General features: G+C 69.5%; 24 protein-coding genes and 1 tRNA gene. 7 read left to right on the top strand and 18 right to left on the bottom strand.

Features of this window, described 5'->3' with window-relative positions:
* Window positions 1-26 precede the first annotated feature (26 nt).
* From FB453_RS28870 to FB453_RS28825, 10 genes are all read right to left on the bottom strand, one after another.
* On the bottom strand, window positions 27-833 hold the full coding sequence (locus tag FB453_RS28870; RefSeq protein ID WP_145795294.1) for an amino acid ABC transporter ATP-binding protein: 807 nt from the start codon (window positions 831-833) through the stop codon (window positions 27-29).
* The gene (locus tag FB453_RS28865) at window positions 833-1,810 is read right to left on the bottom strand and encodes an amino acid ABC transporter permease (protein WP_112582677.1); all 978 of its coding nucleotides are present in this window, start codon (window positions 1,808-1,810) and stop codon (window positions 833-835) included. Before FB453_RS28865 ends, FB453_RS28870 begins: the two co-directional genes overlap by 1 nt.
* 3 nt (window positions 1,811-1,813) lie before the next feature.
* A complete protein-coding gene (locus FB453_RS28860; protein ID WP_112582678.1) occupies window positions 1,814-2,725 on the bottom strand; it encodes an ABC transporter substrate-binding protein in 912 nt (303 codons plus the stop codon).
* Between the two features lie 37 nt (window positions 2,726-2,762).
* Entirely contained in the window at window positions 2,763-3,473 is a 711-nt protein-coding gene (locus FB453_RS28855; protein WP_091407914.1) for an ABC transporter ATP-binding protein, read from the bottom strand.
* The gene (locus FB453_RS28850; protein ID WP_167457740.1) at window positions 3,463-4,254 is read right to left on the bottom strand and encodes an ABC transporter ATP-binding protein; all 792 of its coding nucleotides are present in this window, start codon (window positions 4,252-4,254) and stop codon (window positions 3,463-3,465) included. Before FB453_RS28850 ends, FB453_RS28855 begins: the two co-directional genes overlap by 11 nt.
* A gap of 46 nt (window positions 4,255-4,300) precedes the next feature.
* A complete protein-coding gene (locus tag FB453_RS28845; protein WP_112582680.1) occupies window positions 4,301-5,410 on the bottom strand; it encodes a branched-chain amino acid ABC transporter permease in 1,110 nt (369 codons plus the stop codon).
* A complete protein-coding gene (locus FB453_RS28840; protein WP_112582681.1) occupies window positions 5,407-6,357 on the bottom strand; it encodes a branched-chain amino acid ABC transporter permease in 951 nt (316 codons plus the stop codon). Before FB453_RS28840 ends, FB453_RS28845 begins: the two co-directional genes overlap by 4 nt.
* 109 nt (window positions 6,358-6,466) lie before the next feature.
* The gene (locus FB453_RS28835; protein ID WP_145795292.1) at window positions 6,467-7,627 is read right to left on the bottom strand and encodes a branched-chain amino acid ABC transporter substrate-binding protein; all 1,161 of its coding nucleotides are present in this window, start codon (window positions 7,625-7,627) and stop codon (window positions 6,467-6,469) included.
* Between the two features lie 257 nt (window positions 7,628-7,884).
* On the bottom strand, window positions 7,885-9,057 hold the full coding sequence (locus FB453_RS28830; protein ID WP_486480512.1) for a Kelch repeat-containing protein: 1,173 nt from the start codon (window positions 9,055-9,057) through the stop codon (window positions 7,885-7,887).
* Window positions 9,058-9,070: 13 nt separating this feature from the next.
* A complete protein-coding gene (locus tag FB453_RS28825) occupies window positions 9,071-9,691 on the bottom strand; it encodes an ANTAR domain-containing response regulator (RefSeq protein ID WP_112582684.1) in 621 nt (206 codons plus the stop codon).
* Between the two features lie 105 nt (window positions 9,692-9,796).
* On the opposite strand from FB453_RS28825, the gene FB453_RS28820 reads away from it, so the two are divergent.
* The 3 genes from FB453_RS28820 (at window position 9,797) to FB453_RS28810 (ending at window position 11,395) form a co-directional block, all read left to right on the top strand.
* Window positions 9,797-9,873 (top strand) — tRNA-Leu (locus FB453_RS28820).
* Window positions 9,846-10,655: a transcriptional regulator gene (locus FB453_RS28815; RefSeq protein ID WP_486480511.1), complete on the top strand. Its 810-nt coding sequence runs from the start codon at window positions 9,846-9,848 to the stop codon at window positions 10,653-10,655. Before FB453_RS28820 ends, FB453_RS28815 begins: the two co-directional genes overlap by 28 nt.
* Before the next feature lie 89 nt (window positions 10,656-10,744).
* Window positions 10,745-11,395 carry an NAD-dependent epimerase/dehydratase family protein gene (locus FB453_RS28810; RefSeq protein WP_145795290.1) on the top strand — a complete coding sequence of 217 codons (651 nt, stop codon included), beginning with the start codon at window positions 10,745-10,747 and terminating at the stop codon, window positions 11,393-11,395.
* 3 nt (window positions 11,396-11,398) lie between these two features.
* Here FB453_RS28810 and FB453_RS28805 read toward each other — a convergent pair whose 3' ends face one another.
* On the bottom strand, window positions 11,399-12,577 hold the full coding sequence (locus FB453_RS28805) for an aminotransferase class I/II-fold pyridoxal phosphate-dependent enzyme (protein WP_145795287.1): 1,179 nt from the start codon (window positions 12,575-12,577) through the stop codon (window positions 11,399-11,401).
* 83 nt (window positions 12,578-12,660) lie between these two features.
* Here FB453_RS28805 and FB453_RS28800 point away from each other — a divergent pair, with 83 nt between their 5' ends.
* Both FB453_RS28800 and FB453_RS28795 read left to right on the top strand, forming a co-directional pair.
* The gene (locus FB453_RS28800) at window positions 12,661-13,140 is read left to right on the top strand and encodes an Lrp/AsnC family transcriptional regulator (RefSeq protein ID WP_112582687.1); all 480 of its coding nucleotides are present in this window, start codon (window positions 12,661-12,663) and stop codon (window positions 13,138-13,140) included.
* Between the two features lie 72 nt (window positions 13,141-13,212).
* Window positions 13,213-14,223 carry an LLM class flavin-dependent oxidoreductase gene (locus tag FB453_RS28795; RefSeq protein ID WP_181541919.1) on the top strand — a complete coding sequence of 337 codons (1,011 nt, stop codon included), beginning with the start codon at window positions 13,213-13,215 and terminating at the stop codon, window positions 14,221-14,223.
* A gap of 200 nt (window positions 14,224-14,423) precedes the next feature.
* Here the strand turns inward: FB453_RS28795 and FB453_RS28790 are convergent, their stop codons facing one another.
* The gene (locus FB453_RS28790) at window positions 14,424-16,670 is read right to left on the bottom strand and encodes a rhamnogalacturonan lyase family protein (RefSeq protein WP_145795285.1); all 2,247 of its coding nucleotides are present in this window, start codon (window positions 16,668-16,670) and stop codon (window positions 14,424-14,426) included.
* A gap of 415 nt (window positions 16,671-17,085) precedes the next feature.
* Window positions 17,086-17,511, bottom strand: a complete 426-nt coding sequence (locus tag FB453_RS28785; protein WP_145795283.1) for a hypothetical protein — start codon at window positions 17,509-17,511, stop codon at window positions 17,086-17,088.
* 150 nt (window positions 17,512-17,661) lie between these two features.
* Between FB453_RS28785 and FB453_RS28780 the strand changes: the two genes are divergently transcribed.
* Complete coding sequence (locus FB453_RS28780; RefSeq protein ID WP_486480510.1) at window positions 17,662-19,098, top strand: pyridoxal-dependent decarboxylase; 1,437 nt, start codon at window positions 17,662-17,664, stop codon at window positions 19,096-19,098.
* A gap of 382 nt (window positions 19,099-19,480) precedes the next feature.
* On the opposite strand, the gene FB453_RS28775 is transcribed toward FB453_RS28780, so the two are convergent.
* Window positions 19,481-20,476 carry a sulfite exporter TauE/SafE family protein gene (locus tag FB453_RS28775; protein ID WP_145795354.1) on the bottom strand — a complete coding sequence of 332 codons (996 nt, stop codon included), beginning with the start codon at window positions 20,474-20,476 and terminating at the stop codon, window positions 19,481-19,483.
* Window positions 20,477-20,574: 98 nt separating this feature from the next.
* A complete protein-coding gene (locus FB453_RS28770) occupies window positions 20,575-21,039 on the bottom strand; it encodes an RrF2 family transcriptional regulator (protein ID WP_091407884.1) in 465 nt (154 codons plus the stop codon).
* A 291-nt stretch (window positions 21,040-21,330) separates the two neighbouring features.
* Here FB453_RS28770 and FB453_RS28765 point away from each other — a divergent pair, with 291 nt between their 5' ends.
* Window positions 21,331-21,999 carry a YceI family protein gene (locus FB453_RS28765; RefSeq protein ID WP_112582691.1) on the top strand — a complete coding sequence of 223 codons (669 nt, stop codon included), beginning with the start codon at window positions 21,331-21,333 and terminating at the stop codon, window positions 21,997-21,999.
* Between the two features lie 93 nt (window positions 22,000-22,092).
* Here the strand turns inward: FB453_RS28765 and FB453_RS28760 are convergent, their stop codons facing one another.
* The 3 genes from FB453_RS28760 to FB453_RS28750 form a co-directional block, all read right to left on the bottom strand.
* Window positions 22,093-22,977: an acyl-CoA thioesterase gene (locus FB453_RS28760; protein ID WP_112582692.1), complete on the bottom strand. Its 885-nt coding sequence runs from the start codon at window positions 22,975-22,977 to the stop codon at window positions 22,093-22,095.
* On the bottom strand, window positions 22,974-24,422 hold the full coding sequence (gene pyk, locus FB453_RS28755; protein WP_112582693.1) for a pyruvate kinase: 1,449 nt from the start codon (window positions 24,420-24,422) through the stop codon (window positions 22,974-22,976). The genes FB453_RS28760 and pyk overlap by 4 nt, the downstream gene beginning before the upstream one ends.
* A gap of 234 nt (window positions 24,423-24,656) precedes the next feature.
* Window positions 24,657-26,039 carry an FAD-binding oxidoreductase gene (locus FB453_RS28750; RefSeq protein WP_186718620.1) on the bottom strand — a complete coding sequence of 461 codons (1,383 nt, stop codon included), beginning with the start codon at window positions 26,037-26,039 and terminating at the stop codon, window positions 24,657-24,659.
* Between the last annotated feature and the right edge of the window lie 131 nt (window positions 26,040-26,170).

Raw genomic sequence — 26,170 nt, 5'->3', positions numbered from 1 at the left:
TTCGGAACGGCCGCGCCGGGTACGACTCAGAGCACCTTGGCCAGGAACGCCTTCGTCCGGTCATGTCGGGGGTTGGCGATGACCTCGCGCGGAGCGCCGGACTCCACCACTACGCCGTCGTCCATGAAGATCAGCGAGTCGCCGACCTCACGGGCGAAGCCGATCTCATGGGTCACCACGATCATCGTCATGCCGTCGCGGGCCAGGTCCTTCATCACGTCAAGCACCTCGCCAACCAGCTCCGGGTCCAGTGCGCTGGTGGGCTCGTCGAAGAGCATCAGCTTCGGCTGCATCGCCAACGCCCGGGCGATGGCCACCCGCTGCTGCTGCCCGCCGGAGAGCTGCCCAGGGTAGCTGCCCAGCTTGTCGCCGAGCCCGACCCGCTGGAGCAGCGCGGCGGCCCGGTCCCGGGCGGCGGCCTTGCGCTCCCGGCCCGACAGCACCGGCGCCTCGGCGACGTTCTGCAGGGCGGTCATGTGCGGAAAGAGGTTGAACCGCTGGAACACCATGCCGATCGCGCGGCGCTGGGTGGCGATCTCCTTCTCCCGCATCTCGTGCAGCTTGCCGCCGCGCTCCCGGTAACCGATCAGCTCGCCGTCCACCCGGATCCGGCCGGCGTTGATCTTCTCCAGATGGTTGATGCAGCGCAGGAACGTCGACTTGCCCGAGCCGGAGGGCCCGAGCAGACAGCAGACCTCCCCGCTGCGGACCTCCAGGTCGATGCCCTTGAGCACCTCTACCGACCCGAACGACTTGTGCACCTGCTCAGCGCGGACCATCACGCCGTCGCCGGCCGTTCCCGCGGCCTCCGCCGGTGTCGTCACCTGCGTCATCACCGACCCGCCTCGCTCGCGCTACCGCCGGCCTCAGCGGTGATCCCGCGCAGTCTGATCTTCGCTTGGGCGCTCTTGCCGAACCCCTTGGAGAAGTGCCGCTCCAGGTAGTACTGCCCGACGAGCAGCACGCTGGTCAGCAGCAGGTACCACAGGCAGGCCGCCACGTACATCGGGAAGACCTGGAAGGTCCGGTTACCCACGGCCTTGAGCTGGAAGAACAGCTCGGTGGAGACCGGCACGAAGGCCACCAGCGAGGTGTCCTTGAGCATCGCGATGGTCTCGTTGCCGGTCGGCGGGATGATCACCCGCATCGCTTGCGGCAGCACGATGCGGCGCAGGATCTGGGTGCGGCTCAGGCCCAGCGCCTGCGCCGCCTCGGTCTGCCCCTCGTCCACCGACTGGATCCCGGCCCGAACGATTTCGGCCATGTACGCCGCCTCGGAGAGCCCGAGCGCCAGCATGCCGGCGACGAATCCCGTGAGGATCTCCAGCGCGGAGAAGCCGAACAGACGTGCCTCGAAGTCGTCGACGCCGAAGAGCGCGCCGATCTGCCGATCGAACGGGAGCCCGAACTCGATCCGGGCCCAGAGGATGCCGAGGTTGCCGAAGAGGATCGCCAGCACCAGCCGGGGCACCGCACGGAAGAACCAGGTGTACGCCCAGGAGACGCCCCGCAGGATCGGGTTCTCCGACAACCGCATGATGGCGACGACGACGCCCAGACTGACGCCGATCACCATCGCGAGCACTGTCAGCGCGAGCGTGCCGCGCAGACCCTCCATGATCGGCGGCCGGAACATCTCGTCGACCATGAACGCCCAGTTGAACGCCTTGTTCGTCACCAGCAGGTGGACGAACATGGCCACCAGCACCCCGATCACGGCGACCGCTACCCAACGCCCAGGATGCCGGACGGGCACGGCCTGGATGGGTTCCGGCCGTGCCCGTTCGGTTGTGTCCGTTTCCGACGACATGCGTCAGTTGGCGGGGTTCAGCGCCGAGGAGGTGATGGCGCCGCCCTCGACGCCCCACTTCTTCAACGCGGTCTGGTACGAGCCGTCAGCGATGACCGCCTGGACGGCCTCCTTGAGCACCTCGGCGAAGACGGTCTGGTCCTTCTTGACGGCGTAGCCGTACGGGGCGGACTCGTAGATCTCGCCGACCAGCTCCAACGAGCCGTTGCTCTGCTTCACCGCGTACGCCCCGACCGGGGAGTCGGCCAGCATGGCGTCGTTCTTGCCGCTGAACACGGCGGCCGTGGCGTCGCTCTGCGCCTGGTACTGGTCGATGGTGATCGCCGGCTTGCCGCCGGTGGTGCACTTCTTCGACCGGGCGGTGATGTCGTCGAACTGCACGGTGCCGGTCTGCACGGCGATCTTCTTGCCGCAGGCGTTCTCAATGTCGATCTTGGCCGCGTTGCCGGCCTTGGTCACCCACTGAGTGCCGGCGGAGAAGTAGCTCACCATGTTGACGCTCTTGAGCCGCTCGGCGTTGATCGTGAACGACGAGACGCCGATCTCGTACTTGGCAGAGTCGACACCGGGCAGGATCGCGTCGAAGGGCGCCGACTCGTACTCGGCCTTGAGACCGAGCTTCTGCGCCACCGCGTTGAACAGCTCGACGTCGAAGCCGACCACCGTCTTGCCGTCGGCGTCGAGGAACTCCGCCGGGGCGTACGTCGAGTCGGTGCCGACCTTGATCACACCGTCGGCCTTGATGGCGTCGGGCACCTTCCCGGCCAGCGCCGAGTCAGCCGCCGCCGTGACGGTCGGACCGGCACCGGGCGTGCCGCTGTTCTCCTTCTCCCCACACGCCGTCAGCGAGAGGGCGATCAGCGCCGCACTGGCGGCACCGAGCGCCGCCCGGCGGGCACCGTTGGTATTGAACATGTCTCTGCACTCCTTGCATGAGGGGTGTGACGGCCGCTCAGGCCACGCCGAGGTATGCCTCTTTGACCGCCGGGTCGTGCAGCAGCTCGGCGCCGGTTCCGGTCTTGACGATCTTGCCGGTCTCGAGCACGTACGCCCGGTGCGCTCGGGCCAGCGCCTGCTGCGCGTTCTGCTCCACCAGCAGGACTGTGGTGCCCTGCTCGTTGATCTCCTTGATGATGTCGAAGATCTGTTGGATCAGCATTGGCGCCAACCCCATCGAGGGCTCGTCGAGCAACAGCAGCTTGGGCCGGCTCATCAACGCCCTACCGACGGCCAGCATCTGCTGCTCGCCGCCGGAAAGGGTACCTCCGGCCTGCTTACGTCGCTCCGCCAGCCTGGGAAAGAGGTCGAGCACCCGGGCCAGGTCCTCGGCGATCCCGGCACGGTCGCGCCGGGTGTACGCCCCCATGTCCAGATTCTCGAGAACCGACATGCCGGGGAAGATCCCCCGGCCCTCGGGCGCCTGGCAGAGCCCTCGCCGGACCCGCAGGTCCGCCCGGAGCTTGGAGATGTCCTCGCCCTCGAAGCGAATGCTGCCGGTGGCGATCGGCCGAATCCCGGAGATCGCCCGCATGGTGGTCGACTTCCCGGCGCCGTTGGCGCCGATCAGCGCGACGATCTCGCCCTCGGCCACGGTCAGGCTGATGCCGTGCAACGCCTGGATCCGCCCGTAGAGCAGGCTCACATCGTCGATCTCAAGCAACATCGTCCGGCACCCCCAGGTACGCCGCGACCACCTTCGGGTTGTCCCGCACCTCGGCGGGCAGCCCCTCGGCGATCTTCTTTCCGAACTCCAGCACGACGATCCGGTCAGTGACGCCCATGACCAGGCGCATGTCGTGCTCGATCAGCAGCACGGTCACGCCGGTGTCCCGGACCTGCCGGATGAGCTGGAGCAGCTCCTCCTTCTCCGCCGGGTTGAAGCCGGCGGCCGGCTCGTCCAGGCAGAGCAGCACCGGATCGGTGGCCAGCGCCCGGGCGATCTCCAACCGCCGCTGCTCCCCGTAGGAGAGGTTGCGGGCGAACTCGTGCAGCCGGTGCCGGATGCCGACGAACTCCAGCAGCCGCTCGGCCTTCTCCCGTCCCTCGCGCTCCTCGCGCCGGTGCCGAGGCAACCGGAACAGAGCGGAGAGCACGCTGGTCTTGTGGTGCGCGTCCGCGCCGACCTGGACGTTCTCCAGGGCGGTCATCTCCGGGAACAGGCGGATGTTCTGGAACGTCCGGGCCATACCCATTTGAGTGATCTGGTGGCGCTTCTTCCCGCTGATCTTGCCGCCACGGAACCGGATCTCACCCGTGGTCGGCTGGTAGATGCCGGTCATCGCGTTGAAGCAGGTGGTCTTGCCAGCGCCGTTCGGGCCGATCAGCCCGAGGATCTCCCCCTTGTAGAGGGTGAAGTTGACGTTGTCGAGCGCCACCACGCCGCCGAAGCGCAGCGTGACGTCGTCGACCTCCAGCAGCGGCTCCCGGCTGGGGACCGCTTCCATCGCCGGCGCGCCGGCCTGCGCCGGAACAGCTGGCGTCTGATCGGTGTCACTCACCGACGATCACCTCCTTGCGACGGTCTTTGAACTCCGCCGCCCGTCGTCGGTTCGGAATCAGGCCCTCCGGCCGGAAGATCATCATCACCACGAGGACCAGACCGAAGATAAGGAACCGGTACTCGTACAGCTCCACGCCGAACAGCTCGATGCCGCGGAACCGCTCGATCATGTACGCCACCAGGCCACCACCGACGATCGCGCCGACGATGTTGCCCGAACCACCGAAGATCACCGCCGCCAGGATGATGATCGAGTTGAGCAGCTCGAAGTTCTGCGAGTTGACGAAGTTCTGCTTACCCGCGAAGAGTGCGCCGGCCAGGCCGGCGATCGCGGCACCCGAGGCGAACGCCCAGAGCTTGAACTTGAACGTCGGCACACCCATCAGCTGCGCGGCGTCCTCGTCCTCCCGGATCGAGATCCAGGCCCGACCGACCCGACTGTGCGTCAGGTTCCGCACACCGATCACCACGAGGATGATCAGCGTGAGCACCAGCCAGTAGTACGGCCGGGCGTCCAGCACGCCGAAGAACGGCTTGCCGTCGGCGTACTTGCCGGGCGGGTGCGGGATCTGGTTGAAACCCCGCTGGCCCTTGAGGAACTCCGAGCTGACCGCGGCGATCCGGATCATCTCGGCGAAGCCGAGGGTCACGATCGCCAGGTAGTCACCGCGCAGACGCAACGTCGGCGTACCGAGCATCACACCCGAGAGCATGGTCAGCCCGATCGCCAGCGGCACCACGAGCAGCCACGGCCAGAGCGTCTTGAGGTTGCTGCTCGGCGAGGTCAGCACCGCGACGGTGTACGCGCCGACGGCGAAGAAGCCGAAGTAGCCCAGGTCGAGCAGGCCGGCGAAACCGACCACGATGTTCAACCCGACGGCCAGCAGCACGTAGATCGAGACGGTGAACAGCACCTGCGTGAAGTTCGCACCGGGGGTCGGGATCGGCCCGAGATACTGGTAGAACTCCTTGTTCGGCAGCGCGTAGAAGAACGCGATCACCGCGACCAGCAGCGCCCAGCGCACCCAGCGCGGCGCGCCACGCCACCGTTCTCCGGCCGCCTCGCGGCCGGAACGCACCCTCTCCAGGACGGTCGTCATGCCCGTGCCCTCCCCAGCGATTCGCCCAGCAGACCGGTCGGCCGGAACATCAGCAGCACCACCAGCACCGCGAAGGCAGCAAAGTCCTTCCACTGACTGCCGAACAGACCGGCGGCGTAGTTCTCCACCACGCCCAGCAGCAGGCCACCGATCAGCGCGCCGCGCAGGTTGCCGATACCACCCAGCACCGCGGCGGTGAATGCCTTGAGTCCCAGCAGGAAGCCGACGCTGTAGGTCAGGGTCTGGATCCGCACGTCGTAGAGCAGACCGGCCACGCCGGCCATCGCACCACCGGTGATGAAGACCATCAGGATGATCCGGTCCTTGTTCACACCCATCAGCGCGGCGGTGTTGGCGTCCTGCGCCACGGCCCGGATGCCCCGGCCCGTACGGCTGCGGTTGATGAAGAGGTCCAGCAGGACCATCATCAACAGCGCCGCGCCGATCGTCAGCAGTTGCACCGAGTCGATCGGCACGCCGAAGAGGTGGAACAGCGGTTTGCTGCTCACCAGACTGGGCGCGCCCTCCGGCAGTCGGCGGGTCCAGATGCCGAAGGCCTCGGAGATCGCGATCGAAGCGCCGATCGCGGTGATCAGGAAGGCAAGCGGCGGGGCGTTGCGCTTACGCAACGGCCGGTACGCCACCCGCTCGATCACCGTCGCGGTGCCCGCCGAAGCGATGGCGGCGACGATCATCGCCACCAGCAGGTAGAACAGGATCGATCCAACCCCGCTGACCTGTGAGTTCTGGTCGAGTCCAAAGCCGTTCCAGGTCCAGATCGCCGCGAACGCGCCGGCGATGAAGACCTCGGAGTGAGCGAAGTTGATGAGTCTCAGCACGCCGTAGACCAGCGTGTAGCCGAGCGCGACCAGGGCGTAGATCGCGCCCTGGGTCAGGCCGGTCGTGGTGAGTTCCCCGAAGTTGGAGAACAGTCCATTGAAGTCCAAGGGAGGGACGCTCCATCACGTCTGGAGAGAAAATTGGGGTGCGGCCGGGAGCGAGCAGCTCCCGGCCGCACCCGCGATCACAACTCAATCGCCGAAGCAGCGACCAACATCAGGACTTCGGGATTTCCTGGTCCGGGACAACCTTGCCGCCGGTGACCTTGAAGGCCCAGACCTTGACCTGAGCCGGGTCCAGCTCGCCGGTCTCGGTGAACTTGTAGCTCGCCGCGACACCCTCGCCGCTGTAGCCCTTCACGAACTCCAGCAGGCTCTCACGGCTGGTCTTGCCAGCCTTGATACCGGCCAGCAGGATGTTCGCCGCGTCGTAGGCGGTGTCGCTGTAGGTGCCCGGGTCGGTGCCGTTGAGCGCCTTGAACTCCTGCACGAAGGTGCCCCGGGCCTCAGCGGCCGGCTGGCACGGGCAGGTGAGGATGGTGCCCTCGGCCGCCGCCTGACCAGCGGAGGTGATGTACGCACCGTCGTTGACGCCGTCGCCGGCGACCAGCGGCGCGGTGACCCCGGCAGCGGTGAGCTGCTTACGGATCAGGCCGGCCTCCTGGTAGTAACCGCCGTAGAAGATCGCCTTCACGTTGGCGGCCTTGACCTTGGTGACCACGCCGGAGAACTCGGTCTGCTTGCCCTCGCCCTGGACCTTGTCCGAGCCGACAACCGCCGAGCCGAGCACCTTCTTGACCTCGTCGGCCAGGCCGGCACCGTACGCGGACTGGTCGTCGATGACGTAGACCTTGTCGGCCTTCATCACGTTCTTGATGTAGTTGCCAGCCGCCGGGCCCTGGCTGAAGTCGTTGCCGACCGCGCGGAAGAAGGTCTTCCACTTCTGCTCGGCCAGGCTGGGCCGGGTCGCGGACGCGGTGATGGCCACCAGGCCGGCCTCGTTGAACAGCGGGCCGGCGGCCTCGGACTCACCCGAGTAGGCCGGGCCGACGACGCCAAGGATCTTGGTGTCGTCGATTGCCTTCTGCGCCAGACCAGGCGCCTGGTCGGGGCTGCCCTGCGAGTCCAGGGAGGCCAGCTCGACCTTGCAGTCGGCGTTTTCCTTGTTGTACTTGTCGACGGCGAGCTTGACACCGTTGTTCTCGTTGATGCCGAGCGCGGCCGAGCTGCCGGTCAGCGCGCCGAAGAATGCGATCTTGCTGCCGCAGGCGTCACCGCCCCCGCCTGCCGCATCGTCGCCACTGGAGCATGCGGTTCCGCCGGCGACGAGCGCCAGCATGGCGACCCCACCGATAACGCGCGCGAGCTTTTGCCTCAAGGCCCGAACCCTCCTCGTCCCATGGTCCGAACCACCCGCTGGCTATTGGCCCTTGCGGGGGCGGACGAACCAGACCGTCGTCGCCGGTCTGGGGCCGGACGTTATCCCACCGTGGAGCTGTGACGTAAGCCCCAAGCGAGCGGGTTGACCGAACCGTTACACGCCGTGGCCGATTGGAAACGATCCCTGTAAGAACCTTCGGCCGTGAAGCATTTTCACCTTTGTTTCGTCGGCACCGGCCAACGGGCTTCCGTCAGCTACCGATCAAGGTCTGACACCCCCGCCCACCAGGCACGCGACGTTTTCCCATCGTCCGTCACCAACAGCAGTCGATCTCCCGTCGAGGTCACCGCGACCGCGGTGTCTCCGCTGTCCGGTACCGGCCGCGGCATGATCATCGGCCGCCATGAGTCGCCCACATCGACCGAGAGCCACAGTGCGTGACGCTCCCCGTCCCTCGTCACCGCCACCAACCTCTGCCCGACGGCCACCAACCCGGCCGCCGACGCCACACCTGGTCCGGCCGCCCCGAATCCGCCCGCCGGCCGCCAGCCCTGCGTGGTCAGCCGCCAACTGACGAATCCAGCCCGCACCGGCCCGACCGCCACCGGCACGTCGCCAAGCACCGCCACCCGTTGCGCCTGCCCCCGCCCCTCCACCACAGGCAGGGCGGCCCGCTGCCAGCTCCGGCCGTCCGTCGACGACCAGGCCAGCGGCGCCAGCGCGGTACCCCCGGGCGGCAGCAGCGCACCCACCATCAGCCAGCCCGACGGCACGGCGACCGCGTCGTACGCCGCCGTCCGCCCCCGCTCGTCGCCGGCCAGCTCTGGTGCGCCCTCCACCAGCGCGAACCCGGCCGCGTCCGGGGAGATCCAGGCCGCCGCACCGTCGATGCGACTACCGGCGATCAACCAGCCCTGCGGCCCCGCCGCCAGCCGGGCCACGTTGACCGCGCGCGGCCCGGCGTACCGCTCGAAGGGCGCGTCCACCTCGTGCAGCGTGCCGTCCGACGCCTGCCTCCAGGTACCGGTGCGGGGATTGCCGTGCGCGCCCCCGCTCTTCGCCCCGACCGCCGCCAGCCGTCCGTCCCGGCAGGCCGCCGCGGAGAGCACGTGCTGCTGGCCGTAGAACGTCACTGGCGCCGTCGGCAGCGGCACCCAGGAATTGGCGTCCGCGCTGCTCCAGGCGGCCGGGCGGGTCTCCCCGGCCAGATCGACCACGCCGCCGACCACGTACCACCGGCCGGCACAGGCGGTGGCGTCGCGCACCACCGGTCGACCCGGCACACCCGGCGTGTCCGGCAGGACCACCGACTGCCAGGCCGGCCGGACCGGTAGCGGCTCCGCACAGTCGGGGCAGGCCGAGGACTCACAGGCGGCGGCCACCAGCGCGGCGAGAACGCCGAGCACTGCCCCCATCCGCCTCGACACGGGTCGATGCCGGTCAGGGCGCCGGGAGGGTCACCTCGCCGCCGGCGGTCTCCGCGAGGATCCGCTCGGCAACCTCTTTCATGGTCATCCGGTGGTCCATCGCCGTGCGCTGGATCCACTTGAACGCCTGCGGCTCGGTCATCCCGTACGTGGTCATCAGCGCGCCCTTGGCGCGCTCCACCGACTTACGGATCTCCAGGCGGTCGGTCAGGCTCGCGACCTCCGCCTCCAGGGCCGCGACCTCCGAGTAACGCGACAACGCGATCTCCACCGCCGGGACCAGGTCGCTCTTCTGGAAGGGCTTCACCAGGTACGCCATGGCGCCCGCCGCCCGCGCCCGCTCCACCAGATCACGCTGGCTGAACGCGGTCAGGATGATCACCGGGGCGATCCGGGCACCGGCGATGCGCTCGGCGGCGGCCAGCCCGTCCATGATCGGCATCTTGATGTCGAGGATGACGAGGTCGGGCTTCAACTCCTCGGCGAGGCGTACGGCTGTCTCGCCGTCACCGGCCTCCCCCACCACCTCGTAACCCTCTTCGACCAGCATCTCGGCGAGGTCCAGCCGGATCAGCGCCTCGTCCTCGGCGATCAGTACGCGCCTACGCTCGGCATCCGTCGGCATCTCAGCCACCAGCCCTACCCCCACCAGTCATAAGCCGACACCAACCCGACCGGGTGTCGCCGCCCTCAGCGTAGTAGGTAACCTATGGGAGGCCACCAGAGCATTCGGCCAAGCGTCCCCGTATTCCAACCGGCAGAGAAGCGGAGCTCAAACCTCCGACAGTGTGGGTTCGAATCCCACCGGGGGCACCAAAAGTGTCGTACGGCTGTTCCAAAATCGTCATGTGCATCCGCCTGAACTACGCATTCGTGCGCGGCAGCAGCACCTCGCCGGCAGCACTGTCGCCGAGGTTGCCAGACGTCTGAAACTTCCTTACCCGACGGTCAGGGGCTGGTGCAAGCACCAGGCCGAGCCGAGAAGGTCCGGCAGCGAGCTTCGCTGCTTTCGCTGCCGGCCCGAGGTCAAGAATCAGACAGATCCGTCTGCATACCTCTACCTGCTCGGTCTCTACCTGGGCGACGGGCATCTCGTCACCTCCGCACGGGTACCGGTGCTGCGCATCGCTTGCAGCAGCAGTTGGCCGGGCTTGATCGAGGCGTGCGACGCCAGCATGCGGCAGGTGCTCGCTGCGAAGGTCCAGCGCGTCCAGCAGCCTGGTTGCGTCAGCGTGCAGAGCTCCGGCAAGCACTGGCCATGCTTGCTTCCCCAGCATGGTCCCGGCAAGAAACACGAACGTCCGATCATTCTCGCCGATTGGCAACGGGACATCGTGGCGGCGCACCCGGGTGACTTCCTGCGTGGACTGTTCCACTCCGACGGCTGTCGGTTCGCCAACCGGGTGACGTTGCGCGGCAAGGCGTACGTCTACCCGCGCTACATGTTCGTCAACGAGTCGGCCGACATCATGCGGCTCTGCCAGTGGAGCCTCGACCTGCTCGGCGTCGCCTGGCGGATGAACCGGCGCAACTCGCTGTCGGTGGCGCGACGCGAGGCCGTCGCCACGCTGGACCGGCACGTCGGCCCCAAGTCCTGACCGGTTCCACGGAACACGCCGACCGTGGCAGCCTGGCTGACGCGCGGCCGGATGGCCGGTGGCAGTGGCGGCGACAGGGGTGCGATCTGATGCGGGTGGTTGTCTTCGGTGCGACCGGGATGGTCGGTCAGGGCGTGTTGCGCGAGTGCCTGCTCGCCGATGACGTGCGGGAGGTGCTGACGGTCGGTCGGCGGTCGACCGGTGCGCGGGATCCGAAGCTGCGGGAGCTGACGGTCGCGGACGTGGGCGAGTTGGACTCGGTGCGGGCCGAGTTGACCGATGTGGACGCGTGCTTCTACTGCCTGGGGGTGTCCTCATTGGGTCTGGATGAGGCCGCGTACACGCGGGTCAGCTACGACTACCCGATGGCGGCGGCGCGGTTGTTCGCGCAGGTGAGCCCGCAGGTCACCTTCGTCTACGTCTCGGGCCAGGGGACCGATTCGTCGGGTCAGGGTCGGGTGATGTGGGCGCGGGTCAAGGGGCGTGCCGAGAACGCGATATCGGATCTGCTGCCCAACGGTTACGCGGCGCGGCCGGGGTTCATCCAGCCGACGTACGGGGCCGTGTCGAAGACGCGGTGGTACCGGTTCGGGTACGCGGTCACCCGTCCGCTGTTTCCGGTGCTGCGTCGGTTGCTGCCGAATCAGGTCACCACTACCGACGGGATCGGTCGGGCGATGTTGCGGGTCGCTCGGGAGGGCTCGCCGGTGCGGGTGTTGGGCAACCGCGAGCTGCGCTGAGGGTCAGGCGATCGTGTCGAGGGCGTGGGCCAGGTCGGCGCGCAGGTCTTCGGGGTCTTCGAGGCCGACCGAGAGGCGCAGCAGGGCGGCAGCGGGTTTGGCGTCGCCCTCGACCGGCCGGTGGGTGAGCGAGGCGGGGTGCTGGATGAGGGTGTCGACGCCGCCGAGGGACACCGCGTGGGTGATGAGGCGGCAGGCGCCGGCGACGGCGGCCGCGGCGGGCGCGCCGCCGCGTACCTCGAAGGCGAGCAGGCTGCCGGGTCCGGACATCTGCCGCCCGACCAGCGCCGCCGGGTCGTGCACCGAGGGGTGGTGCACCCGGTGTACGGCGGGGTGGTCGGCGAGCCAGCCAGCGAGTTTCTCGGCGGTGGCCTGTTGGGCGCGGACCCGCAGCGGCAGGGTTTGCAGGCCGCGGTGCAGCAGGTAGCCGCCGAGGGGGTGCAGGATCGCGCCGGTGACCGCGCGGACCTGGCGTAGGCGTACCGCCCAGGTTTCGTCGCAGGCGACGACGCCGGCGAGGACGTCGCCGTGTCCGCCGATGCTCTTGGTGGCGCTGTGCAGGACGAGGGTGGCGCCGTGGCGGGCGGGTTGTTGCAGTACGGGGGTGGCGACGGTGTTGTCGACCAGCAGTGGGATGTCGCCGGCCGCGGCGGCGAGGGCGGCGATGTCGACCAGGTCGAGGGTGGGGTTGGCGGGTGTCTCGACGATGACCAGTGCGGTGTCCGGGCGGATGGCGTCGGCGACCTCGTCGGGGCGCGTCCAGGTGACTGTGGTGCCGAGCAGGCCGGTGGCGAGGACGTGGTCGGTGCCGCCGTAGAGGGGTCGGACGGCGACGACGTGTCGGCGGTCGTCGCGGGCGGCGGCGAGCAGTGTGGCTGTGAGGGCGGCCATTCCGCTGGCGAAGGCGACGGCCTGGGCGGTGCCTTCCAACTCGGCGAGGGCGGTTTCGAAGCGGGCGACGGTGGGGTTCCAGAGCCGTTGGTAGACGGCGCCGCCGTCGGCGGGCAGCGTGCCGCCGGTGGCGAGTTGCTCGTACGCGGCGCCGCCGTCGTCGACGGAGGGCAGCGGGTTGGTGGTTGACAGGTCGATGGGTGGTACGTGCACGCCGAGGGTGCGCAGATCGTCGCGGCCGGCGTGAACGGCCCGGGTGTCCATCGTTGCCATGGCGGTAGCGTCGAACATCCGGTGACTGTTGGGCAACGATTCGGCAGATGATTCTGCGAATCGGGCTGGTTTTCGTGTTGGATTCGGGCGAGGATGGCGCAATGCCCCCTGAGCCGAATGATCTGCGGCCGTACCCGGCCCTGGATGAGGTGGACCGCGCGATCCTGACCGAACTGGCGGCGGATGGCCGGCTGCCGAACAACGCCCTCGCCGAGCGGGTGGGTGTGGCGCCGTCGACGTGCCTGACGCGTACCCGGGCGCTGCGCGAGCGTGGTGCGATCCGTGGTTTTCATGCCGAGGTGGATCCGGCGGCGCTGGGTCTGCCGTTGCAGGCGTTGGTGTCGGTGCGGTTGACAGCGCACGAGCGGGCGGCGGTGGACGCGTTCCGGGCCCGGTCGGTGCGACTGCCGGGGGTGGTGTCGGTGTTCCACGTGGCCGGCGCGGAGGACTACGTGCTGCATGTCCGGGCGGCGTCCGGCGACGCGCTGCGGGACTTCGTGCTGGACCACCTGGCTGTGGACCCGGTGGTGCAGCACACGCAGACCAGTCTGATCTTCGAGCAGGCGCGCGGGATGGGCTGAGCGGCGGGTGAGGTGGCCGACGAAAACCCGCATGCTGGAACAAAGCCGGTCGGTGACGGGTTGGCTGACCGTGTGATCACCGTACCGTTGTCTGTTCTTGATCTTGCCCCGGTCGCCAAGGGCACCACCGCTGGCGCGGCGTTGCAGGCCACCACCGAGTTGGCCCGCCGCACCGAGGAGTTGGGCTACCACCGGTTCTGGGTGGCCGAGCACCACAACATGCCGGCGATCGCCAGCTCCGCCCCCGCGGTGCTGCTGGCGCACCTGGCGGCGAACACCTCGACGATCCGACTGGGGTCGGGCGGGGTGATGCTGCCCAACCACGCGCCGCTGGTGGTGGCCGAGCAGTTCGGCACCCTGGAGGCGCTGCACCCCGGTCGGATCGACCTGGGCATCGGGCGGGCGCCGGGCACCGACCAGGTGACCGCGCTGGCGTTGCGGCGCACGATGGAGGGCCTGTCGGCGGAGGGGTTCCCGCGTGAGCTGACGGACCTGATGAACTACTTCAGCGGGGAGAAGCCGGGGCAGATCATCGCCACGCCGGGCCGCGGTGAGCAGCCGGCCGTGTGGCTGCTGGGCTCCAGCGGTTTCAGCGCCCAGCTCGCCGGTCTGCTCGGTCTGCCGTTCTCCTTCGCGCACCACTTCAGCTCGCAGAACACGCTGCCGGCGTTGGCCCTGTACCGGCAGAACTTCCGGCCGTCGCAGTGGCTGGACAAGCCGTACGCGATGGTGGCGGTCAACGCCGTGTGCGCGGAGACCGACGAGCGGGCCGAATGGTTGGCCGGGCCGAGCGCCCTGTCGTTCTTGAAGTTGCGCTCCGGGCGGCCGGAGCCACTGTCCACGCCCGACGAGGCGGCGGCCTACCCGTACTCGGAGATCGAGCGGGAGTTCGTCGTGGCGCGCCGTGACGGCCAGGCGATGGGCTCGCCGGAGACGGTGCGTCGGCAGCTGACCGACCTGGTGGAGCGCACCGGCGCGGACGAGCTGATGCTGACCACACTGGTGTACGACGTGCAGGACCGGGTGCGGTCGTACGAATTGATCGCCGAGCAGGTGGCGGGCGGTCTACGCCAGGGCGCGTGAAACACGATCTTCACGTCAGCGTCACCCCGCCGACCCGGACGGTGCCTAATGTTGGTGCCGGTGGTGGTACGGCATTCCCGGTCGGGACGGGTTGGGAATGCCGCGGTGTGGCGCACCGGGCCGGAGCTGAGCGGATTCCGCGGCTGCGGCCCGGTGCCTGCCACCCTAAGCGACCCCGCTGGGGACCGCCAGGGGTTGCATCAACGTAGGTGGATGTCTGGCGTGGGCGGGGTGCCCATTCCGTTGCCGATGAAGAACCCCGGGTGCGGCGGTTGGTTGTAGGCGGTGTTCTGCCACGCGAGCGCCACCCGATACTGCGGGTCGTGCATCAGGGTGTAGATCCGGGTGCTGGTCGGGGTGGGTGTGCTGTAGATGCGCAGCGCCCGGCTGTCGGTGGTCCGCCAGATCACCTCCTCGCGCCAGTCGCCCAGGATGTCGCCGGAGAGCGCCGGCGTGGACTTGGTGCCGTTGTTGGACGCCACCCCGCTGCCGTCGAGCAGCCGGGTCTCACCGCCGGTGCCGTACTTGTCGATCTTCGTGCCGTCGAGCAGTTCCCGCACCGGGTCGCCGTCCCACCAGGCGAGGAAGTTGGCCGAGGACGGCTTGCGGCCCACGTTCTGCCCCCTGGGGTTGGCCAGTCCGGTGGCCGCTGACGACCACGACTCCGCGCCGGGGCTGCCCGCCCAGATGTCCGCGGAGACACCCCGGCCGTTGTCGCCGGACGCCGCCGTGGACCAGAGGACCTGACCGGTACGGGCGTCGGCGAAGTAGGAGCTGGGCTTGCTGGCGTCCTCGTCGACCTTGAACACCTCCAGGCCGGCGCGGCCCGGGTCCAGGTCCCCCACGTGCAGGGCGTCGCCGTGGCCGTTGCCCGTCGAGTGGAGCAGCCGGCCGTTGTCGTCGATGGTGGCGGCCCCGTACACGATCTCCTGGCGACCGTCGGCGTCGACGTCGGCCACGGAGAGCTGATGGTTGCCCTGACCGGCGGCGGCGCCGTTGCCGGAGGAGTTCGAGTCGAACGTCCAGCGCCTGGTGAGCGTGCCGTTGCGGAAGTCCCAGGCGGCGATCACCGCGCGGGTGTAGTAACCCCGGGCCATGATCAGCGAGGGGCGCTGCCCGTCCAGGTACGCGGTACCGGCGAGGAACCGGTCCACCCGGTTGCCGTACGAGTCGCCCCAGGACGACACGGTGCCGCGCGGCGGGTCGTAGTTGACGGTGGAGGCGACCGCGCCGGTCTGCCCGTTGAACATGGTCAGGTACTCCGGGCCGGAGAGCACGTAACCGCTGGAGTTGCGGTGGTCCGCCGACGACGAACCGATGAGCTGACCGGTGCCGGAGCGGGTGCCGTCGGCGGTCTTCATGGCCACCTCGGCGCGGCCGTCGCCGTCGTAGTCGTACACCTGGAACTGGGTGTAGTGGGCGCCGGCTCGGATGTTGCGGCCCAGGTCGACCCGCCACAACCGGGTGCCGGTGAGCGTGTACGCGTCGACGTAGACGTTGCCGGTGTAGCCGGACTGCGAGTTGTCCTTGGCGTTCGACGGTTCCCACTTGAGCACGATCTCGTAGTTGCCGTCGCCGTTGAGGTCACCGACTGAGGCGTCGCTGGCGCTGTACGAGTAGCTCTCGCCGCTGGGGGTGCTGCCCCCGGCCGGGACCTGCAACGGCACGTCCAGGTAGCCCGCGCCGAACTGCAACGCCGGTGGTGACGCCGCCTGCTCGGCGCCGCCCACCACGGCCCGCACGGTGTACGCCAAGCCGGCCGCCGCGCCGCTGTCGAGGTAGTTGGTGGCGCCGGTGATCGGGCTGGCGTTGACCTTGGTGGACCCCCGGTAGACGTTGAACGCCACGCCGGAGGTCTCGGTGCCGAGCAGCCGCCAGGAGACCAGGTTGCCGCTGCCGGAGCGAACGCTGACCAGTCCCCGGTCCAGCTTCTCCATCTGCACCACCCCGGCCGACGGCGGAGGCGTGGTCGGTGGCGGGGTGGTCGGAGGCGGGGTGGTCGGAGGCGGGGTGGTCGGCTCGCCGGTGGGTGGCGCTCCGGTGCAGGTGGTGCCGTTGAGCACGAAGCTGCCCGGCACCGGGTTGCTACCGGTCCACGAACCGTTGAAGCCGAACGAGGCGCTGCCGTTCGTGGCGATGGCGGTGTTGTGGTCGACGTTGCGCGCGGTCACCTGGGCGCCGGACTGGGTGACGGCGGCGTTCCACGCCTGGGTGACCTGCTGGCCCGCGGCGTACGACCATGTGACGGCCCAACCATTGAGCGGGTCGCCGAGGTTGGTGACGGTGACGTTGGCGCCGAAGCCGCCCTGCCACTGGTTGGTGATCTGATAGTCGACCCGGCAGCCGACGGCGGCGGCCGAGGCGACGACCGTGCCGAGGGTGCCGGCCACGACGGTGGCCGCCGTCGTGGCGGCGAGCAGGGTCAGCCGATGTCTGGACGGGTGCATGCACTGCCTCCGGGGATCCGGTGATGACCGCTACGACCCACCGGCCCTGCCCGGGAAGCACAGTGGACCAACCCACCGCGACGGCGGCGGACGGCGATCTGATCGGGGTGAAACGCCCTGGCACTCACGGATCCGACTCACCGCGCATCGTAAGGCAAGCGCTTTCCGCCACGCAACATCGATGGGCATCACATCGTGCTTGCTGTCGACTCCCGTTGGCGACGCCAGAGGCTCGCCGGCGGATGGGCGCGGGTCAACACACCGCGCAGCACATGGTGCAGGCAATCAGTTGCGGCTAGAGCAAGCCAACCAGATTTGCAGATCGACGCACCACCGCATCAGATTACAGAAGACGCAAAGCCCGACCCACGGACAAGTTCACTCCGTTGGGCCGGGCTATTCTTAAATTGCGTTATCAGCAGTTCTGATTGACGACGCGTGCCGAGTTTCCATCAGAAATCCGAATCCATTTGTAGGCGGCTGAAGTCTGCAGCAAGTCGCCGGTGTAGCGGTAGTAGTTACCGGTGCACTGCAAGGCGAACGTGTCAGTGTCTTTCTTGTACTTCGTGGAGACCTCACCCGGCTTGAGCAGGTAGGTCTTCCCACAGGAGCCGGTCCCATCGCACCAGTCCGCAATGCTTACCGGGTGCGCCGAGTCATTGCGCACCACTCCGCAGCCCGCAATTGAACAGTTTCCTGCGAACGCCGGGCCAGCGCCAGCAAATGTCGCACCGGCCACTGCAGCAGTCGTCAGGAATCCCGCCATTGCCAGCCGCACAGTCCCCCGATTTTTCGCCATTAACGATTGCCTACCTTCCATGGGATTAACTGCCGTTGACATCGAACCTAGCGTCAACTTTCTGAAGGGTCAACATCCCGACCGCATCGATCTCGGTGTTACAGAGGAGTGGCGATGGCGGATGCGGTGTGTTATGAGTGTCGATCCGGCAGATGGCTTGTTTTGGGCGCGTGCACATGATCAACTCATCGGATGGCTCACCACATGGACCCCGCCGAATTCCGTCGCGCCGGCCACGCCGTCATCGACTGGATCGCCGACTACTGGGAGACAGTGGAGCAACGACCGGTCGCCCCGGCGGACCCCCCGGGCACGGTGGCCGCCGCCCTGCCCAGCGAGCCGCCCACCACCGGCGGCGAACCGGTCGAGGCGATCCTCGCCGACCTGGACTCGATCGTCGTACCGGGGCTGACCCACTGGCAGCACCCGGGCTTCTTCGGCTACTTCCCCGGCAACACCTCCGGCCCGAGCGTGCTCGGCGACCTGGTCAGCTCCGGGCTCGGCGTCCAGGGCATGCTCTGGGCCTCCGGCCCGGCCTGCACCGAGCTGGAGACGGTGATGATGGACTGGCTGGCCCACCTGCTGGACCTGCCACAGCGGTTCCGCTCCACCGGCACCGGCGGTGGGGTCATCCAGGACTCGGCGTCCTCGGCGACGCTGGTGGCCACCCTGGCCGCACTGCACCGGGCCAGCGGCGGCCGCTGGCGGCAGACCGGCATCGATCGGCGTTACCGCGCCTACACCTCCATGCACGGGCACTCGTCCATCGAGAAGGCGGTTCGGATCGCCGGACTGGGCGGCGACGGGATCCGGTCGATCGAGGTGGACCCGGACACCCAGGCGATGCTGCCGGGCGCGCTGCGGGCCGCCATCGAAGCCGACCTGGCCGCCGGTGACGTGCCGGCCATCGTGGTGGCGACCATCGGCACCACCTCCACCACCGCCGTCGACCCGCTGCCCGAGATCGGGGCCATCTGCGTCGAGTACGGAATCTGGCTGCACGTGGACGCCGCGTACGCGGGCGCCGCCGCCGTCTGCCCCGAACTACGGTGGACACACGCCGGCCTGGAGTACGCCGACTCCTACTGCTTCGACCCGCACAAGTGGCTGCTCACCGGCTTCGACTGTGACGCGTTCTGGGTGGCCGACCGGGCCGAACTGATCGAGGCGCTGACCGTACTGCCGGAGTTCCTACGCAACGCGGCCTCCGAATCCGGCGCGGTGATCGACTACCGGGACTGGCAGGTGCCGCTGGGCCGGCGGTTCCGATCCCTCAAGCTGTGGTTCGTGCTGCGCTGGTACGGCGCCGAAGGGCTGCGGGCGCACATCCGCTCCGGGGTGGCGCTGGCCGAACGGTTCGCCGAGCGGGTCCGCAGCGACGAGCGGTTCGAGTTGGCCGCGGCGCACCCGTTCTCACTGGTCTGCTTCCGACTGCGCGCCGACGACGACACCAACGCGGCATTGCTGACCTCGACGAACGCCACCGGACGGGTGCACCTCACGCACACCCGGGTCGCCGGCCGCTACACGCTGCGGCTGGCGGTCGGTTCACCCCAGACCACCGAAGCGCACATCGACGAAGCCTGGGCCCTGCTCTCCGAGGCAGCCACCACCCTGCATACCCCCTGATCGCCGTCGCCCCGCCCCGCTCCCCCACACCCCACATTCCCCACGCCCACGCGCCCCCCGCGTCCCGCGCCCCACGCCCCACGCCCCACGCCCCACGCCAAGATCTGCGCAACTTCCCGGATGTTGCTGCCTCCGACGCGCGAGAGACAGCAATATCCCTGATGTTGCGCGGATCTTGACGACGAACACCATGCCCGGCCGACCGGGGGCAGGGTTCAGGGCAGGCAGCCACCGCCGCCAAGGTCACGCTCGATCCTGGATGTAGTGGCCACGACGAGCCGGTAAGCCACTACATCCAGGATGTTGCGCGATCTTGGGGGCTCAACCTCGGAGATGGCGGCGTGTGACCGGGCATCGGCGGGCGGACGGGCGCATCGCAGGTTCAGCGTGGGGCGGGCGTACCCGTTGCGGCCAGATCGGCCGGAACCTCGCCGACGGATGCAGTATCGGAGGCCTCGGCGGGCACACCGGCAGCGTTGGCGGGAGCAGCGGTGGCGGCTTCGGCGGCCTCGGCGCGGGCGCGGCGGGTCCGGCGTAGGGCGCGTACGGCCAACACCAGGGCGGCCAGCCAGCCGGCGGCGAGCAGGGCGTACAGGGCGGGGCGGGCCGGACCGTCCAGTTCGGCGGAGCGGATCAGGGTGCGGGCGTTGGTCAGCACGATGACGCCGCCGACTGCCGCGCCGAGCAGTTGGGCGGGCACGATTCGCACCAGCCAGGCTGCCAGCGGTGCGGCGATGAGCCCACCGATGAGCAGTGCGGCGACGGTGGGGAGCAGGAATCCCTCCGAGCCCAGCCCGATCAGGAAGCCGATGCTGGCAGCGCCGGCCACAACGAACTCGGAGGTGTCCACGGAGCCGATCACCTTGCGCGGTTCCATGCGACCGGAGACCAGCAGCGCGGGGGTGGCCACCGGGCCCCATCCGCCGCCGCCGGTCGCGTCGACGAAGCCGGCGACCAGGCCCAGGGGGCCGAGGAAACGACCGCGGAGCCGTCCGCCGACCCGGTCGGTGCGCAGTGGTCGGGCGAAGCGGATCAGGAGGTACGCGCCGAGCGTGAAGAGGATGCCGGCCATCCACGGTGCGGCGGACTCGGTGGAGATCGAGCTGAGCACTGTGGCGCCGACGAAGGCGCCGACAGCGCCGGGTAGGGCGATGCGGGTCACCACCCGCCAGTCGACGTTGCCGAACCGCCAGTGCGCGACCCCGGCAGCGAGCGTGGTGCCGATCTCGGCCAGGTGCACCGAGGCCGAGGCGGCGGCCGGGGCGACTCCGGCGACCAGCAGCAGAGTGGACGAGGTCAAGCCGTATGCCATGCCGAGCGAACCATCGATCAGTTGCGCGACGAGCCCGACCAGAGCGAGGACCAACAGCTTGCGCACGAGCGCCCCCAGACTTTTCGGCATCTCCTATCGACTTGGTCGACAATGCGGGATGGGGCAGCCAGGGTCAAGCCCCCGATCGGTGGATGGGACGCGGCTCAGATCCAGGCGCGCGGGTCGGCGGCCAGCTCGGTGACCCGCGCGGGCAGGGTGCCGGCGGCCACGTCGGCGACGCTGACCAGTTCCAGGATCTCGCGCTCGCTTGCCCGTAGCGCGATCCAGACCTCCTGGAGGGCGTGCGCCGGGCCGTGGTAACCGAGCTGCTCGGGGCGCTGCCCGCGTACGTGGGCGAGAGGCCCGTCGATCACCCGGATGACCTCGGCGAGGGAGATCTCCTCGGCGGGGCGGGCCAGCCAGTAGCCGCCCTCCGGGCCACGCTGGGCGTGCACGATGCCGCCCCGGCGCAACTGGAGAAGGATGCTCTCCAGGAACTTCGGCGGGATCTCCTGGGCGCGGGCGATCTGGTCGGCCGTCACCGGCCGGCCGCGCCCGGGGCCGCTGGCCGTCGCGGCAAGCTCGGCGGCCGCGCGGAGGGCATAGTCGACCCGGGCGGAGAGGCGCATGTCGGCAAGGTTAGTCGCTGGTCGACCGGGCGGGCGGGCGACCCTCGGCCGATCGGCCACGCGTCGATGGGAAGCAGCCCCGCCGGCACCCGTCCGGGCCGCCGGGCGAGACCGATGAACGGCCGCCGGGACGGACCGGTGAAGTAGGTCATGATCCACCGCACGGTGGCGGCCGAAATGCCGTTCCGGAGCGTCCCTATGCTGGGCGTGAGTACGAATGTCTGGCCGTTTACCCGGCCGTCAGCAACATATTGATAAACACCCGGGTGTGCTCGGGGGGAAGGCAACACGATGACCGATATCGCCACCCGCACCTGGGACGGCATGACCATCCCGGTGGCTGGCACCTATCTTCTCGATCAGGCGCACAAGCGGATCGGTTTCCTGTCCCGGCACATGATGGTGAGCCCGGTGCGTGGTGAGTTCGCCGAGGCCACTGCGGAGATCTTCGTGGCGGAGGACCCGCTGCTCTCCTCGGTGACGGCCACCATCATGTCGGCCAGCATCACCACCGGGAGTGTCGACCGGGACACGCATCTGAAGAGTGCCGACTTCCTCGATGTGGAGCGTTTTCCCACTCTCGAATATCGAAGCACCGGCATTAAATGGCAGGGCAACGAGGACCCCATATTCCAGTGGGCGCGTCTGCGCAACCATCGGTTGGGCGGGCGAGGCCGAAGTCACATTGTTCCGCCGCAGTCCGACGGTATTCCCGGACGATTCGTCCTCACCGGTGAGTTGACCGTGAAGGGGATCACCCGGGCCGTCGACCTGGAGGTGAATTTTGGTGGCGCTCGTCAGGATCCGTACGGGCAGAACATCTTCGGATTCAGCGCGACGGCCGAGATGAACCGTGAGGACTACGGCCTGCTCTGGAATGTCGTCCTGGAGAGCGGCGGGGTGCTGGTCGGCAAGACGGTGCAGATCGAGATCGCCGGCGAAGCCATCTACCAGGCCTGAACCACGTCATCCCCGCCAGCTGCCTGGCGGGGACGAGCGACACCTGGCTGGCGGGGACGAGGGACGACTGCTCGGTGGGAATGAGCCAGAGCGTCAGGCGCCGACGCGGCGCAGCAGACCTTCCTGGACGGCGCTGGCGATCTGCTGGCCGTCCGTGGTGAACATCCGGCCGGTGGCCAGCCCGCGCGCGCCGGACGCCGACGGGCTCAGGCAGTCGTAGAGGAACCACTCGTCGGCCCGGAACGGCCGGTGGAACCACAGCGCGTGGTCCAGGCTCGCGCCGACCAACCCGCCCGGCCCCCACACCTCGCCGTGTGCGGAGAGCACCGAGTCCAGCAGGGTGAGGTCCGAGGCGTAGGTGAGCGCGCAGGCGTGCAGCAGGGGGTCGTCGGGCAGTTTGCCGTCGATACGCATCCAGACGCGCTGGTGCGGGTCGGCGGGCCGGTCGCCGGGGCGGACCCAGCCGGGCTCGCCCACGTAGCGCACGTCGATCGGTCGTGGGATCTGGCCCCAGATGCCCAGCCGCTCCGGGTATCGGGAGAGCCGGTCGGTCATCGTCGGCACGTCCTGCGGCGGGGGTACGTCCAGCGGGGCCGGGGCCTGGTGGTCCAGGCCCTCCTCGGCCCGCTGGAACGACGCCGACATGAAGAAGATCGGCTTGCCGTGCTGGAGGGCGACCGCGCGGCGGACCGAGAAGGACCGGCCGTCGCGGATGTTCTCCACCTCGTAGGCGATCGGTTCGACCGGGTCGCCGGGGCGGACGAAGTAGCCGTGCAGCGAGTGCACGAACCGCTCCGGGTCGACGGTGCGGCCGGCGGCGACCAGGGCCTGACCGGCGACCTGGCCGCCGTACACCCGTTGTGGACCGACCGGGGGGCTCATCCCCCGGAAGGTCATCTCCCCGGTCGGGTCGAGGTCCAGCACTTCCAGCAGCTGGTCCACCGCCGCCTGGCCGACCGCGACCCGACCGTCGCTCACTGCAGGGCCCGCGCCGACGCGGCGTCGACCAGCGAGCCGAGCTGGTGTACGCGCAGCGTGTTGGTCGAGCCGGGGGTGCCGGGCGGACTACCGGCCACGATCACCACGTAGTCACCGGGGTTGGCCCGGTCGAGGCCGAGCAGCGCCTGGTCGACCTGGCGGAACATGTCGTCGGTGTGCTGCACGAACGGCATCAGGAAGGTCTCCACGCCCCAGGTGAGGGCGAGCTGGTCGCGCACCTCGGGGACCGGCGTGAAGGCCAGCAGCGGCAGGTCACAGTGCAGGCGGGACAGCCGTCGCACGGTGTCACCGGTCTGCGAGAACGCGACGAGCGCCTTGGCGTTGATGGCCCGGGCGATCGACGAGGCGGCGACGGTGAGGGCGCCACCGTGGGTACGCGGGTCGTGCTGCAACCGCGGCACCCCGATGGAACCGGCCTCGGTGGTCGTCACGATCTTGGCCATGGTGCTCACGGTGAGCACCGGATACTTGCCGACGCTGGTCTCGCCGGAGAGCATCACCGCGTCCGCGCCGTCGAGCACCGCGTTGGCGACGTCGGAGGCCTCCGCCCGGGTGGGGCGGGAGTTCTCGATCATGGAGTCGAGCATCTGGGTGGCCACGATGACGGGCTTGGCGTTCTCCCGGCACAGCTGCACGGCGCGCTTCTGCACGAGCGGGACCTCGTCCAGCGGCATCTCGACACCGAGGTCACCGCGGGCGACCATGACGCCGTCGAAGGCCAGCACGATGGCCTCGAGGTGCTCCACCGCCTCCGGCTTCTCGACCTTGGCGAGCACGGGCCGGAACACGCCCTCCTCGGCCATGATCCCGTGCACGAGCTTGATGTCCTCGGCCGAGCGGACGAAGGAGAGCGCCACCAGGTCGACGCCGAGACCCAGGGAGAAGCGCAGGTCCTCGGCGTCCTTGTCCGACATGGCGGGCACGCTGACCGCCACGTTGGGCAGCGACACGCCCTTGTTGTTGGAGACCGGGCCGCCCTCGGTGACGAGGCAGCGGATGTCGTTCCCGGTGACGTCGGTGACCTCGACGGCGACCCGACCGTCGTCGATCAGCAGCCGGTCACCGGGCTTCACCTCCTGCGGCAGCTTGCGGTAGGTGCAGGAGACCCGCTCCTTGGTGCCGATGACGTCGTCGCCGGTGATCACGACGGAGTCACCGGTGCGCCACTCGTGGGGGCCGTCGGCGAACCGACCGAGCCGGATCTTGGGGCCTTGCAGGTCGGCGAGGACGGCGACCGGCTTACCTGTTGCCTCCGACGCCTCCCGGACCAGTCGGTAGACCGCCTCGTGGTCGGCGTGGCTGCCGTGGCTGAAGTTGAGCCTCGCCACGTTCATGCCGGCCTCGACGAGACCCCGGATGCGCTCCGGGGACGAGGTGGCGGGACCAAGAGTGCAGACGATCTTCGCGCGGCGTGTCACGCCCATCAGGCTAGTCTCTCCTTCAGGTCGGACTCGGGGCCGACCCCTTGCAGGCAGCGGAACAGGTGTCCAACGACGCGCGGTGCGCGTCGGGCCGGCGGGCGGAACCGCACCGGGAACGTTGTGGCGACGGGCATCAGCGACCGCGCGCCGGGAATCGTACGCCTCTGTCGGCGTGCGCTGTCGGGGTGCTCCCGGCGGCGGCTCACTCCGGGTGCCCCGAGAGCGGCAGGCAGCGGCTCACTCCGGGTGCTCCGGGGGCGGCAGGGTGGGCACCGCGTGCAGCAGGTCGCGGGGGTCGTAGCGGCGCTTGGCCCGGCGCAGCCGCGCCCAGTTCGCGCCGTAGGCGAGCCGGACCCGGTCGGTCTCCTCGGGGGCGAGCAGGTTGGGGTAACCACCGGGCAGGGCGTGCGGGGCGAGCGCCGCGGAGGTCCGCTCGGCCCACTCGCGGTGCGGACCGGCCTGGTCGCCGGGAGCCCACACCGCAATGATCTCGGCCATCAGGTGATCGGTGCGCAGCCCGAATGCCGTGTCGCCGGGTCGGACCCGGGTGGCCGCGCCGTGGAAGTGGTGCACGGCCAGCGCGGAGAACGGTGAGGTGACCTGCCGGGCCGCGTCGACGAGCGTGTCCACCGCGATGTCGGTGAGCGCGGGCAACCACCGGGTCCGCAGCAGGTAGTGGTTGCCGTCGACCATCCCACCGTCGAACATCCTCAGCGCGTCCGCGTACGGCATCGGGCCGATCTGGTCGACCAGTGGGGTGCCCAACGCGCGCAGCCGGTCCATCCACGGCGCCCCGGCGTTCAGGTCGGGGCCGCTGTAGAACGGGCAGACGAAGATCACCGGCTCGCCGGCCGGGCCGGGCAGGAAGCCGGCCATCACGGTCAGCTCGTCCGGAGCCTCGGCGACCAGCGCGCCGTAGCCGCGCAGCACGGCCGGCGCCTCGGAGAGCGCGAACATGATCATGCCGGCCAGCACACCGGGCAGCCGGTGCGCGCGGAAGCGCAGCTCGGTGACGATGCCGAGGTTCCCGCCGCCGCCGCGCAACGCCCAGTACAGCTCGGCGTCGTGCCGGGGGTCGGCGGTGACCCGGCGGCCGTCGGCGAGAACCACCTCCGCGCCGAGCAGGCTGTCCAGGGCCAGACCGAACCGGCCGCACAGCGGGCCGTACCCGCCGGCGAGGGTGAGCCCGGCCATCCCCACGGCGCCGACCACGCCGGTGGGGACCACCAGGTCGTACGGGCGGGCGGCGGCGAGCAGCTCGGCCGCCGTGGCGCCGCCGCCGATGGTCACCGTGGCCGCGTCCGGGTCGACGCGAACGGAGCGCAGCCCGGTCAGATCGAGCGCCAGAGCGCCGTCACGCAGCGCCCGGCCGGCCCAGTCGTGCCCTCCAGAGCGGACCGAGAGGGGCAGGTGGCACCGGGTGGCGATGCGGACTGCCTCGGCCACCTCGTCGGAGTCCTGGCACTCGGCGACCAGCGCGGGCGTGCACGCCACCGCGCCGTTCCAGAGCCGGGTGGTGGCGGCGTAACCGGGATCGCCCGGCTCGTGCAGCCGGTCGCCGAGCAGGGCACGCAGTCGGGCGGCGGCCGACGCGACATCGGGGGTGGCGGCGGAGATCATGGCGACTCCTCGACCGGGGCCGACCCACGACACCGGGTACGCCCCGGCGGCGGCCCGCGCAGGGCGCGACCGTAGCACCGGCAGGCGGGCGAGCGCCGTCATCATCACGACAGCCACCGATGGGCTGGCGG

The sequence above is a fragment of the Micromonospora sp. CNZ322 genome (genome assembly GCF_007827755.1).
This window is presented reverse-complemented; position numbering and strand designations above follow the sequence as displayed.